The sequence below is a fragment of the Lactococcus petauri genome (genome assembly GCF_023499275.1).
Taxonomy (GTDB): domain Bacteria; phylum Bacillota; class Bacilli; order Lactobacillales; family Streptococcaceae; genus Lactococcus; species Lactococcus petauri.
This window is the reverse complement of the sequence record NZ_CP094882.1, coordinates 321,342-334,067: the sequence shown is the minus strand read 5'-3', so window position 1 is coordinate 334,067 and position 12,726 is coordinate 321,342. Positions and strand designations below refer to the sequence as shown.

The window sequence follows — 12,726 nt, the reverse complement described above, 5'->3', positions numbered from 1 at the left end:
CAACTTAAGTAGGGATTTTTATTTTTACATGTTTTCCACTGCAGCTTTAACAAAGGCTTGATAAAGCTCTTCTGGACGGTTTGGACGTGATTGTAATTCTGGGTGATATTGACAAGCAACGAAGAATTTCTTATCGGTTAACTCAACGATTTCGACCAAACGGTTGTCTGGGGAAACACCAGAGAATGTAAAGCCTGCCGCTTCAAATTGTTCACGATATTTATTATTAAATTCATAGCGGTGACGGTGACGACGTTGAACGACATCCGCATCGTTATATGCCGCACGTGCTTTAGTGTTTGCTTTTAGTTTTGATGGGTAGAGTCCTAAGCGCAAGGTTCCTCCCATGTCTTCAACATCAACTTGGTCACGCATGATATCGATAATTGGATATGGTGTTTCTGGGTTTAATTCGTAAGAATGTGCCCCTTCCATGCCGAGAACATTGCGCGCAAACTCCACGCATGTCATTTGCATACCCAGACAGATCCCCAACATTGGAACGTCGTTTTCACGTGCATAACGGATAGCCGAAATTTTACCTTCTGATCCACGTTCACCAAACCCACCAGGAACGATAATACCATGTGCATCTTTCAAACGTGCAGCAGCATTGCTATCGTCCAAGTCATTGGCATTTACCCAGTCCAATTCGATATCGCTGTCTGCTGGGTATCCGGCATGTTTCAATGCTTCTGTCACTGAGATATATGCATCTGGTAATTCTACGTATTTCCCAACCAAGGCAATCTTGACTTTTTTCTTGAGGTTCATCACATGGTTAACCATTGCTGCCCACTCTGTCATATCAGCTGCAGGTGCATCAAGTTTCAAGTGATCACAAACGATTTGATCCATGTTTTGCTCTTGCAAGTTTAACGGAATTTGGTAAAGATGTTCCACATCTAGAGACTGGATAACTGCTTCAGGATCAACGTCACAGTACATAGCTACTTTATCACGCATTTCCCGTGTGATTGGAACTTCTGTACGAAGCACCAACATATTCGCTTGGATACCATACTCACGTAATGTTTTTGTTGCATTTTGTGCAATTTTTGTTTTCAACTCCCCAGCTGCACGCAAGTGGAGGATTGGCACAGTGTGAATGTACATCACATTATCTGAACCAACTTCGGCTTTCATTTGACGTAGAGCCTCAATAAACGGAAGGGATTCCATATCACCTACTGTACCACCCACCTCAGTGATGATAACATCCGCATCAGTCATAGTTGCTGCACGCTTAATTTTTTCTTTTAATGTATCCGTAACGTGAGGTACCATTTGAACTGTGGCTCCAAGGTACTCCCCTTTACGCTCTTTGCGTAAAATTTCAGAGTAAACTTTACCTGAAGTTACATTTGAGTATTTATTAAGATTGATATCAATAAAACGCTCGTAGTGTCCAAGGTCAAGGTCTGTTTCAGCACCATCGTCTGTAACAAAAACCTCACCGTGTTGATAAGGACTCATTGTCCCTGGGTCAATATTAAGATACGGATCAAATTTTTGTACAGTTACTTTAAGGCCACGGTTTTTGAGCAAACGTCCCAAAGACGCTGCAACAATACCCTTACCCATTGATGATGTACCACCACCTGTGACGAAAATATACTTAGTTGCCAATGCGAAATCTCCTCTGTTTTCTATATTAAGCCTGGGAAAATATAATGGAAAAATAGTTGCTTTTTTATTTTTCCTAATGAGGCGCTTAGGCAAAGCTCCGTAGAGCTTGCCATCCATCAATTAGTGGTTTTAGCCACAAATGTTGGTAGCGAAACAAAAAAATAAGCTCCCTTTTGTAAGGGAGCTTCTGACTTTACCGCAAAAAGCGGTGCCCGAATATTATTCTATATGATTTTGATTTTTTTGTCAAGGTCCTAGATTTTATCTGGAGTAAAAAAGAGGATAAGAACATCTATCCTCCTTTTAGAAATTAGTGAATATCAGTAGGACTCGCGAGCAACTGGTTTCCCTCTGAGGTCATCTACTTCGACTTTAAATGTCATCTGCACCTCCCTCTTTATTGTTAAATACATTTTCTCACACTTTGTCCTTATTACCAACTGATATGCAAAATTTCCAGTGAGGTACTTATCCAGACTTTTACTTACTCATAACTTGCACGTTCCCCACCAATAAGCTTAGGACGTGATTTGAGAGCTGTGACATGCGCTCCGCCAAGTTCTTTCAAGACAGGTCGCACAGGGATTTGGACATGCTTTACGTGCATTCCAATAGCTGTATCGCCAATATCGAGTCCAGCATATGCCGTGATATGCTCAACTTCTACTGGTGCCTTAAATAGCTTATAAGCTGCGACTTGTCCACTCCCTCCTGCATGAAGCTGTGGAACAACAGAAACGATTTCCAAATCTTTTTTGTCCGCCAATTCTTGCTCTATAAGTAAAGCACGGTTAAGGTGTTCACAAGCCTGGACAGCTAAATAAATATCCCGCGCCTTGAGTGCTTCGTAAATCGTTCCGACAATTACTTCGCCAATCTCAGCTGAGGAGTTCTTACCAATTGTACCGCCATTGACTTCGGAACTAGATAGGCCCAAGACAAAAATCTGTCCAGCTTTTATCTCTGTTTTTGCAATAACATCTTCAATAATTGTTTTTGTTTCTTCTTTAATTTGTTTTAAGTCCATGAAGAGCACCTGATTTCTTAAGAATTTCTGTAAGAAGCAAAGCAACGACAAAACCGACACTGGTTTGCACGGCATTGATTGCCATGTCTGGTAATGCCACGGCTAAACTTCCAACAATAAACATATCTGCTATAAAATAACCGCCGACCATAACCACAGTAGCCAACACGTAATTAAGTGCTTTATTTTTTGTTATAACACCTAAATAACCTTGGAGTCCATGAATGACTAAAGTAAAGAACATGTATGCCGCATATCCTGCAATAAAATCATTGAGAAATCCTGCTAGTGCACCAACAATTAGACCTTCACGTTTTCCAAGAAGCATTGCTGTCGTGAAAATACCCGCATCAAGCAAGGTAAAATAACCACCAGGAATAGGTATTTTGGTGAAATAGCCTAAGACAAATGTCAAGGCAGCTAACAAAGCCAACAGGGTTAATTTTTTAGTTGAGTACTTCATTGCTCCTGCTTTCTTTTACTTTTCAAAGTTTGCTCGAATTCTACTCCATAACGTTTGTCAGCAGACTTTGGTGTATTTTTTATTGATTTAACTACAAAGTCAACAGCTTCTCGTGTTGCTGCGGCTAAAGTTTTACCATTAGTTAACTCTGCAGATAAAACAGAACCGAAGATATCTCCAGTGCCATGATATGCACCTGGCAATTTTTCTGCCAAAACATAGTCAATCTGTCCGGTACTTCTTGCAGCCGCGGCTCCAATATATTTTTCATCAAGCATAACACCCGTCAAAACAACATTTTTTGCCCCACGTGCTTGTAATTTTTCAATGAGCATTTCAATAAATGCTTCTGACTGCACACCTTCTTGGTAAGGTGTTCCTGTTAAAAGGCACGCTTCTGTGATATTAGGCAAAAGAACATCTGCATAAGGCAAAAGTTCACCCATTTTTTCTACAAAGTGCATATCGAAAACACTATAAAGTTCCCCATGATCAGCCATGACTGGATCAATGATAGCCAGATTGTTCGCATCTTTATATATGTCAATCAAGTCTTTGAGCACGTCAATTTGTTCCGCAGAAGCCATAAAGCCACTATAAATTCCATCCATATGGAGATTTAATTCTTGCCAGGCTTGAATAATGTTGCGCATTTCATCTGTAAGGTCAAGATAAGTAAAGTTGGTAAAACCACCTGTATGTGTTGATAAAAGCGCTGTGGGCAATAGTCGACACTCTATGCCGTAAGCACTAATAATCGGAAGCGCCACTGTTGAGGAACAACGACCTACGCAAGAAATGTCATGTACAGCAACAATATTTTTAGTCAAAATAAATTACCTCCTTGAGATAGAGCCCTTCTGGGGCAGCAGTCGGACCTGCTAGGTCGCGATTTTTACTTTCTAAAATCTTTTTAATTTGCGAGACAGGCATCCGCCCATTTCCTATTTTAATCACAGTTCCCATCATATTACGAACTTGTTTATAAAGAAACCCATTGCCCCGAAAAATAAATTTATAGTTTTCATCGTCTAGTTTTACAAGCTCAGCTTGAGTTATCGTTCGTATCTTATCTTCAACTGTAGCACCAGCTGCTGTAAAGCCAGTAAAGTCATGTGTACCAACCAAATCTGCTAGAGCTTGTCGCATCAAATCTTCATCAAGTTGATAGCGAAAATGTGCACGATACAAACGGTGAAAAGGACTCCGAACTTTACTGTTTTCCAGAAAATACTCATAAATCTTTTCATGCTTGTTAAAGCGAACATGAAAATCCTCTTCAACTTGTATGACTTCACGAAAGGCAATATCTGATGGGGTTTGCGTGTCCAAAGCGAAACGTAAACGTTCCTCATCTCGCTGCCCTTTTAAGTCAAAATGAATACGTTGAGCATGCGCATGCACTCCCGAATCTGTACGTCCTGAGCCATGCAATATCACAGTCTGGTGAGAATTTAATTTTGTCAAAACTTTTTCAATCTCTTCTTGTACAGTCCGTTGATTATTTTGGGTTTGAAAACCTGCAAAATTTGTGCCATCATAAGCAATCGTTGCCATATATCTAGTCATGTTTATATTATAGCAAAATCAAGTATAGATTTGTCTAACCTAATTTAGAGTTTCCCTTATTCTGCAAACTTTCTACTCTATTTTGAAAGCCCTTTAATGCGACCAACCTTGCATTATTTAGGTTAGAAGCTCTTTTACACAACAATGCTATATGTCAATATAGAAGCCAGAAATGCCCACATACGTTTTGGAGTCACCCAAAGGAACCTTTTGCTAAGAAAGCCAGATGTTCTCATCATTACCATCATCAAAGCTATACCAATGCAAAGTATTGTCTGAAAAAGACTGGCCCCTACTTCTTGCTTTGCGTTCTTTACTAACTTTTGAATAGACATTTTCTAGATTAGTATCAAAACGCGCTGCAAGTTCACTGGCTGTTCCACAATCTAAAAATGCTTCTCCTCTATAAACCGCATATAACTTTTTCATCGTCTTCCTCCTTAATCATTTTGATGCAAGTTGGCAAGCATTTTTTCTCTTTGCATCTTACGCCGCATTCTACGTTTCTCCTTACTTTCATGCTTGCGTCGCTCTATTTCTAGCTTGAGCAGTTCCTCCTCAAAGACTAATTCTTCCTGCTTGCTTTTCCTTTGCGATATTTTAACTCTTTCTTTAGCCCTAGAAACTTTTGTCTGGATTATTGTCATATCTTCTTCCTTTCTATACCTTTTTTCAACTCACATCTTTTATAGAACTTTTGTCTATCTCAATTTGACTTTTGTATACTAATAAGCTACAATTAATGTAGAATGAAAAACCTATTGATTGGTGTGTATATTCTCACTCACACATACCTTATAGGACTTCTTTATAAAAGTTGCAAATCTTCTTTACAAGAAACATTATAGCATATTGGTATAAAATGTCAAGTGAAAAATATACTAATATGCTACAAACAGATAAAGCTATTCTGAAAGGTTAATAAATTTGGATTTATACGAAAAAATAAAAGAGTTAGCGGCCCAAAAGCATGTATCCATCAGACAAATTGAAGAACATCTGGGCTATGGTAATGGAACAATACGCCGCTGGAGTAAACAAACACCTGGTGTTGATAAAGTAACAGCAGTCGCCAAATACTTTAATGTCAGTGTTGATTATCTCCTTGGTCACCAAGAAAAAAGCAATCATCAAGAACCTATCGACCTTGCTCCTTTAGTAGACGAGAGTAAGGTTGACTGGGACGAATGGGTGTCTTTTGATGGCAAACCACTTACTGATGAAGTCAAAACGGCATTAAAACTTATTTTAGGTAAGCGTCTTGAAGACTAAGTGGGGGCTCTATGAACGAACAGGAACTAATAGAGCGTATAATCCTTGAGATAGAAAAATATGGAATTGAAGTTATCGGGGACAACTATTTTCCATTGGATGCTGTCACACATAACAGAAAAAAGATTACTATTTTTAATCCGAAAACGGTCAAGGCCTTTAAGTTGTGCCATGAGTTAATGCACATTAAGAATAATGATCGCTATCGTCTTGGAGAATGTGATACAACCAGCCCTCAGGAGAAACGAACAAATAAAGAAGCTATCCTCTTCCTCTGGGATATCTTTGTGTCCGAAGGCGGAAATTTTGAACTCTTCCAAAAATTTATCGAAATTTCTGGTTGTCCATGTGACACTTCTTTTGCGCTACTCTGTAAAGTGAACGAGGAAGTGATACACGCATTAAACAAATCAGACAGCCGAACGAAAGATTTTAGCACGATGTCGCTCAAAGAATGTGTGATTGACTACATCTCACACTTTGATGTTGTTGAGCAAATCAATACTTATCAATTTCTTGAAGCCTATAATTTGCCTTATGAGGATTATGATGCTGCCGTCGAAATTTTTAAAAAGATTTTAAAGTTGGATTACGCGTGCTAACTTTGAACTAATGCGGAGTACGCCTTTCGATATATAGTATAAAATAAAGCACTTCCCATGAAGTGCTTTATTTTTTTAATTTAAAAAGCCATCTTTTAAGCTTTACTTTTAGAACAAAAAATGCCCCGCCACGAAGGCGGAGCGAGGTTTGGCACCATGATCCGAGGGGGATTCGAACCCTCGACCGTTCGCTTAGAAGGCGAATGCTCTATCCAGCTGAGCTATCGGACCAAAATAGACAAGTAGATTTTTACACTACTTGTCTAGTCTATCATATTTTTCTAATTGAAGCAATTATTGTCCTGTATAAGGATCAACATAAGTGGTTGTACCATCTGCACTCGCACCTCCCATTCCTGGGTCAGTCGTTCCATATGCTGCGCCATCGTCTACAGAAGCCCCATAAGGATCTGGGGTAGTTGCATCAGCCTGACTTTCTTCAGAAGATTTTGTTTTATCCGATGAAGTTGGCTTATCACTTGTCGCTGCGCTACCATCTGTCGCAACATAGGTAGCAGAATTGCTGCTGTCAAGATTTACAAAAGAACCATTGACATCAATACCATAAACAGTTGACTTGCCATTTTCTGTTACTGTTGCTGAAGGCATGAAATAGGCATCAGGTATATTACCAGTTAATGTTTCGTATGTAATTAAATTATTACTTAAACTATTGCCTGTCTCTTTTTTCAGAGAGTTTCGTAAAGCGTTTTGAACGGCTAAAGTCGTATTTGTAGACAACAGCTGATAAGAACCACCATCTCCTGGATTCATATAATCAATCCCTTGATATTGAATCGAAACTACTTTATTAAAACAATCTCTATAACCTAATAAAGAAGTTAAAGTTGAGCCATTGATTGGAATATTTGTTTTGATGTCTTCACTAATATCGTCCAAGAATTTTTGATATTGAGTGATATTGTTCAATGCCAAGAGCTTCGTCACAACTGCTGAAATAACTTCACGCTGGTGTGCTGCACGACCATAGTCTCCATTAGGTAAGTGATGGCGATCACGCGAATAAACCAGCGCTTGGTCTCCATTAATGTGTTGTTTACCTGGTGGAACTTTCGCAGTGTACTCCGGCTCTGTGTCAGAGATATAAAGAGTCTGCCCAGTTGTATTGTCAATATCAATACCACCCACATCATTGACCAAGTTAACCAAGCCATCAAAGTTAATCATGAGGAAGTTATCAACATTAATACCAGCCTGTTCTCCGATTGTCTTCATGGCATATTGGACACCTGTTTCCAGCCCTCCTGCATTATACCCCATCGGATAAGCGGCATTCATCTTCTGTGTCGAAACAGTATTACCCTTATTATCCAAAATGTTTGACATGACATCTCGCTCAAGAGAAACCATCGTTGTTGTGTTCGTTTTGGGATTAAGGGTCATAACGATCTGTGAGTCAGAGTTACCATCCCAGCTGGTTGATCCTCCGCGGTCAGCTCCTCCAGTATCGACACCCATGAGTAAAATTGTTAATGGCTCAGTCGCTTTGATAATTTTTCCCGCATCTGTGCTTCCAACTTCCGCATAGGTTTTCGAAAATGCTTTTGTTGTGCTATCTAAAACTGTCGAAACATAGACAGTGGCTGCTCCAGCCGTTAAGGCGATGATCCCAACGATCATCAACAGCGATTTTTTCCAAAGTTTCATAGTAAAATTATATCAAATTTCTACAAATAAACAACAGGAAATGAAAAAAGCAACCAGATAGGCTTCTTTTTTCCTATCTGATCACTCTTATTTCACTTAGAAAAATTTGACCATTTGATACACATCTATCAATTGTCCATGTTCATCGCGTGCGCCATATTTTTGGACTGTTTCAAGCTCAAAACCAAACTTTTCATATAAATGGATAGCTGCTTTGTTGCGTTTTTGAACAGTTAATTCAAGTCGCTTTATCACGTCCATCTCCTCAATCCATTCAAGGGCATCCTCAAATAAAAAAGAAGCAATACCATAACCTTGAAATTGTGAACTTACAGCAATAAAAATATCCCCAATATGGCGTATGCGATAGTGAAAATCTGCCGTAATATGTAGAACGCCAGCAATTTCTTGACCAATAAAGGCTAGAAAATAAGCGTTATTGTCCTTCGTAAGAATCTGTGTCAAGTAATCTTGCATCTGCGTGGGCGACATAAGAATCCCCGCCTCATCTAAAGTCAAAAAATGACTTTCTTTTCCTACCTGATTAAGAAAAGCAATAAGCTTTATGCTATCTTCAGGAGTTGCTTCACGAATCAGTAACTCTGTGCTCATAATTCTCCTAGTAGTGCCTCATAGCGTTGTCCATGTGGAAGAAGTTCTAAGACACGTTCAGCATCCGTTGCAAAGCCGTCTGCGTATTTATCAAATTTCACTTCTAAGTAGGCTTCAGGTAGACTTTCTCCCAGTAGCTCGCCCCATTCAATAACAGAAACGCCTTCACCAAAAAGATAATCGTCAAGGTCAAAGCTGTCAGGATCATCTCCTGCACGGTATACATCCATATGATATAAAGGGAGCTTTCCTTCCTCGTATTCTCGTACAATGGTGTAAGTTGGGCTCTTAATCATCTGCGAAATTCCTAAGCCCACAGCTAAACCCTTCACAAAGGTTGTTTTACCTGCACCAAGCTCTCCTGTCAAAACAATAATATCTTGTGCCTGAAGAAGGCCACCTAAACGCTCTGCAAATGCGAGCATCTTTTCTTCATTAACTTTTAATTTCATAGCCTTATTATAGCACAACTCAACACGTGAAATTTAGTAATTAAATCCCGGAAAACGGAAGTGATTGTTTTTCGCTAAGTCTTGTGTGACTCTAGCAAAGTCTAAAGGAGTCTTGTCTTTGGCCATTGACTCCTTTCCTCTTTCATGCAGTATGTCTGGGAACAAAAAAAGATTCCTTACGAATCTTTTTCTTTTATAGTTTTACGCCAATTTCTTCTTTGACTACGTCAACTATTGTGTCAACAACTTCATTTACTTCTTCATCTGTTGGTGCTTCAGCCATAACACGGAGAAGGGGTTCTGTTCCACTTGGGCGGACAAGAATACGGCCTTTACCGTTCATTTTTTCTTCCATGGCCATAATAACTTCGCGAATAGCTGGAATATCCATTGCCCCTTCTTTAGCAGCGTTATTTGCTACACGAACATTTACAAGTTTTTGAGGATAAATTGTGACTTCAGCTGCTAGTTCTGATAATTTTTTACCTGTTTCACGCATGACTTTTACAAGTTGGATAGCTGAGAGTTGTCCATCACCAGTCGTATTGTAATCCAAGAAGACCATATGACCTGACTGTTCACCGCCAAAATTGTAATTATTTTTACGCATTTCTTCCACAACATAGCGGTCACCTACAGCCGTTACAACGGAATTCATACCTGCTTCTTCCAATGCTAAATGAAAACCAAGATTAGACATAACAGTTGTAACTACGGTATCTTTTGCTAATTTCCCTTGCTCAAGGAGATACTTCCCAACTATGAACATAATTTTGTCACCATCAACGATATTGCCATTTTCATCTACTGCGATAAGACGATCCGCATCACCATCAAAAGCCAGACCAATGTCGCTTCCAGTTTCTACAACCGTATCTGCTGTTTTCTCTGGGTGTGTTGAACCAACACCGTCATTAATATTAAGTCCATTTGGATTTTCACCAATCACTGTGAGTTCGGCATTTAAATCAGCAAACACAGCACGCGCAGATGTATATGAAGCACCATTAGCTGTATCGAGTACAATTTTGTAACCTTCAAAATCGCCTTCAGCTGTTGTTTTCAAAAATGCTTGATATTTACGTACAGCTTCATTATAATCGTGTAAAATTCCCAAACCTTCAGCAGAAGGTCGTGGTAATTTATCTTCTTCAGCATCAATCAAAGCTTCGATTTCTAACTCTTTATCATCGTCAAGTTTAAAACCATCTGCTCCGAAGAACTTAATTCCGTTATCCAAGGCTGGATTATGGCTGGCAGAAATCATAACCCCTGCAGAGGCTTCTTCTTTACGTACCAAATAAGCCACTCCTGGTGTAGCAATAACACCCAAGTCATAAACCTCAATCCCTACTGATAACAGACCTGAAATAAGGCTTGTTGAAAGCATCTGACCCGAAATACGTGGATCACGTGCTACATACACTTTTGGTGTTCCGATTTCATGTTGGCTAAGAACATAGCCACCAAAGCGCCCAAGTTTAAAGGCCATTTCTGGCGTTAACTCTACATTTGCCTCTCCACGAACGCCATCTGTTCCAAAATATTTACCCATTTTATTCTTCTCTTTTCTTTTTTTACTTATTTATTTTTTTACTGGAGTCATTGTTACTTCTACTTGACTAGGTTTCACACTTGCTCCATCTGCCTGTATATCGACATTTACAGTCTCTTTTTCCGTAATATTAGATATGTTTACCGTCGCATCAACACTATTAATCTTATCTAGAGCACTTTGTTCTCCTGAAATGGTGACTGTCTTCTGAGAGAGAGACGTCTTCATGTCTGAAAGACTTTGGTCAAGTGTTCCCGTTTTCTTCACATTAACTGGGACTGTTTTTGACGGCTTTTCTACGCTCACTTTCATTTGCACTGTCGCCGGACTGATTTGTGCGGGAAGTAATTTTCCGTCAGCATCAACTGCATGCAAGGTAACCGTACCAGAGTAATCATCATTTAAGTATGCATCACTTGGTAAGGCCGCTTGGATGGCATGGATTTGTTTGATGCTTGTTTCCCCTGCTGTTACTTTGACTTTTTCTTGACTCAGCTTGATGTCATTAACTTTGAAACCATCTGGTAGCTGCGCTTGTTCAATCAAGGGTGTTACATTGAATTCAGCACTGGCTTTCTTTTCTAAGCGAACGGTCAAGGTTGTAGGTTCAATTTGTGCATTTATGCCATTAGGAAGTTGTTGGATACGTACGGGCATCGTCACTGTTCCTTCTTTTGCATTGGATAAATCCACCACAAGATAAAAGTTCCGAGAATCCGGGTTTTCTTCTGTATTAATCTGAACGCGATTGTAACTTGTCAGGTAGACATTAGCAGTATTATTATAACCACTGGCAAAATATTCATCTGAATTATACTTAATTTCAATTGGTACATTGGAAATAGTTGTCGTATAAACTTCTCCAGTTGTTGAGTTACCTTGATTTCTCAACGCAGCAGAGCTTGCATTAAAGAATAAAATTACTGCAAAGAAAATGGAAGCTAAGATTGTAAAAAGTTTTGAAGCGAAAAAATTATTTCTCATTATTTTTTGCCTCCTGTTTCTTCTGGTCCCAAAATAGCGATAAGTTTTTCATGGAACACTTCTTTTGAAATATCCGCGTACAACTCACCATTATAAGCGATAGATATTCCTCCTGTTTCTTCCGAAACAACAAGAACTAAAGCATCTGAAGATTCTGATAAACCAATAGCTGCACGATGCCGTGTCCCAAACTCTTTGGATATTCCCGTTTTCTCAGTTAAAGGAAGGTAGGCACTGGTTACAGCAATTTTATCATCTTGAATAATCACTGCCCCATCATGTAAAGGCGTATTCGGGATAAAGATATTGATGATTAATTCACTGGAGATATCTGCATCTAACCTTATCCCTGTGGAAGCATACTCACTCAGAGTTTGTGTTCGCTCAATAGCAATGAGTGCTCCAATTTTACGCTCAGACATATAGGCAAAAGATTTTTCATATGCCTCAATATAGCTATTGATAGACCGGTTGCGTCCACCGGATAACCGATTGGTCGTCCGACCTAATCCTTCCAAAGCTCTACGTATTTCTGGTTGAAAGATAATAACACCGGCAATCGCACCATAGGTAATTACTTGATTGAGTAGCCACTCTAAAGTGGTCAAACCGATCAAACCAGCAACTATTCTTATGAGAACAAAAATAATAACACCACGTACTAAGCTGACCAGCTTTGTGCCTTGTACAAAACGCATAGCTAAATAAAGAAAAAAGCTTACAATAGCGATATCGATGATTGAAATGAACACACGCCAAGGCGATTGGTTTAACTCCAATATTTTTTGCCAGAAGTCAAGATTAAAAATTTGACTAAAATCACTCACATACTGCCCTCCTCACTGACTTATTCTTTACTATTATACCAAAAATACATTTCTTTATGTTATCTC

At 39.2% G+C, this 12,726-nt stretch carries 15 protein-coding genes and 1 tRNA gene; 2 read left to right on the top strand and 14 right to left on the bottom strand.

From position 1 onward, the window contains the following. Positions 1-24: 24 nt before the first annotated feature. From lgb_RS01650 to lgb_RS01620, 7 genes are all read right to left on the bottom strand, one after another. Entirely contained in the window at positions 25-1,629 is a 1,605-nt protein-coding gene (locus lgb_RS01650) for a CTP synthase (protein WP_019294172.1), read from the bottom strand. A 484-nt stretch (positions 1,630-2,113) separates the two neighbouring features. Then, complete coding sequence (locus tag lgb_RS01645) at positions 2,114-2,656, bottom strand: TIGR01440 family protein (RefSeq protein WP_019292646.1); 543 nt, start codon at positions 2,654-2,656, stop codon at positions 2,114-2,116. Next, positions 2,637-3,119 carry an ECF transporter S component gene (locus lgb_RS01640; RefSeq protein WP_019294173.1) on the bottom strand — a complete coding sequence of 161 codons (483 nt, stop codon included), beginning with the start codon at positions 3,117-3,119 and terminating at the stop codon, positions 2,637-2,639. Before lgb_RS01640 ends, lgb_RS01645 begins: the two co-directional genes overlap by 20 nt. Further along, positions 3,116-3,949, bottom strand: coding sequence for a pyridoxamine kinase (locus lgb_RS01635; protein ID WP_019294174.1), 834 nt, complete (start codon positions 3,947-3,949; stop codon positions 3,116-3,118). The genes lgb_RS01640 and lgb_RS01635 overlap by 4 nt, the downstream gene beginning before the upstream one ends. After that, positions 3,942-4,688, bottom strand: coding sequence for a tRNA pseudouridine(38-40) synthase TruA (gene truA / locus lgb_RS01630; RefSeq protein ID WP_019294175.1), 747 nt, complete (start codon positions 4,686-4,688; stop codon positions 3,942-3,944). Before truA ends, lgb_RS01635 begins: the two co-directional genes overlap by 8 nt. A gap of 213 nt (positions 4,689-4,901) precedes the next feature. Then, positions 4,902-5,117, bottom strand: a complete 216-nt coding sequence (locus lgb_RS01625; protein ID WP_019292650.1) for a hypothetical protein — start codon at positions 5,115-5,117, stop codon at positions 4,902-4,904. A gap of 11 nt (positions 5,118-5,128) precedes the next feature. After that, positions 5,129-5,335 carry a hypothetical protein gene (locus tag lgb_RS01620; protein WP_019292651.1) on the bottom strand — a complete coding sequence of 69 codons (207 nt, stop codon included), beginning with the start codon at positions 5,333-5,335 and terminating at the stop codon, positions 5,129-5,131. A gap of 280 nt (positions 5,336-5,615) precedes the next feature. On the opposite strand from lgb_RS01620, the gene lgb_RS01615 reads away from it, so the two are divergent. Then, the gene (locus lgb_RS01615; RefSeq protein WP_019292652.1) at positions 5,616-5,960 is read left to right on the top strand and encodes an XRE family transcriptional regulator; all 345 of its coding nucleotides are present in this window, start codon (positions 5,616-5,618) and stop codon (positions 5,958-5,960) included. Positions 5,961-5,971: 11 nt separating this feature from the next. Continuing rightward, complete coding sequence (locus lgb_RS01610) at positions 5,972-6,562, top strand: hypothetical protein (RefSeq protein WP_019294176.1); 591 nt, start codon at positions 5,972-5,974, stop codon at positions 6,560-6,562. Between the two features lie 157 nt (positions 6,563-6,719). Here lgb_RS01610 and lgb_RS01605 read toward each other — a convergent pair. From lgb_RS01605 to cdaA, 7 genes are all read right to left on the bottom strand, one after another. Then, a tRNA-Arg gene (locus lgb_RS01605) sits at positions 6,720-6,793 on the bottom strand. Between the two features lie 63 nt (positions 6,794-6,856). Next, positions 6,857-8,230: an LCP family protein gene (locus lgb_RS01600; RefSeq protein WP_046401076.1), complete on the bottom strand. Its 1,374-nt coding sequence runs from the start codon at positions 8,228-8,230 to the stop codon at positions 6,857-6,859. Between the two features lie 96 nt (positions 8,231-8,326). Then, a complete protein-coding gene (locus lgb_RS01595; RefSeq protein WP_019292884.1) occupies positions 8,327-8,842 on the bottom strand; it encodes a GNAT family N-acetyltransferase in 516 nt (171 codons plus the stop codon). Beyond that, positions 8,839-9,294 (bottom strand): tRNA (adenosine(37)-N6)-threonylcarbamoyltransferase complex ATPase subunit type 1 TsaE, encoded by a 456-nt coding sequence (gene tsaE / locus lgb_RS01590; RefSeq protein ID WP_019293421.1) that lies wholly within the window; start codon positions 9,292-9,294, stop codon positions 8,839-8,841. The genes lgb_RS01595 and tsaE overlap by 4 nt, the downstream gene beginning before the upstream one ends. Positions 9,295-9,487: 193 nt before the next feature. Continuing rightward, complete coding sequence (gene glmM / locus lgb_RS01585; protein WP_019293422.1) at positions 9,488-10,849, bottom strand: phosphoglucosamine mutase; 1,362 nt, start codon at positions 10,847-10,849, stop codon at positions 9,488-9,490. A 30-nt stretch (positions 10,850-10,879) separates the two neighbouring features. Next, the gene (locus lgb_RS01580; protein ID WP_019293423.1) at positions 10,880-11,833 is read right to left on the bottom strand and encodes a CdaR family protein; all 954 of its coding nucleotides are present in this window, start codon (positions 11,831-11,833) and stop codon (positions 10,880-10,882) included. Then, on the bottom strand, positions 11,833-12,660 hold the full coding sequence (gene cdaA, locus lgb_RS01575) for a diadenylate cyclase CdaA (RefSeq protein WP_019292889.1): 828 nt from the start codon (positions 12,658-12,660) through the stop codon (positions 11,833-11,835). Before cdaA ends, lgb_RS01580 begins: the two co-directional genes overlap by 1 nt. Positions 12,661-12,726 lie beyond the last annotated feature (66 nt).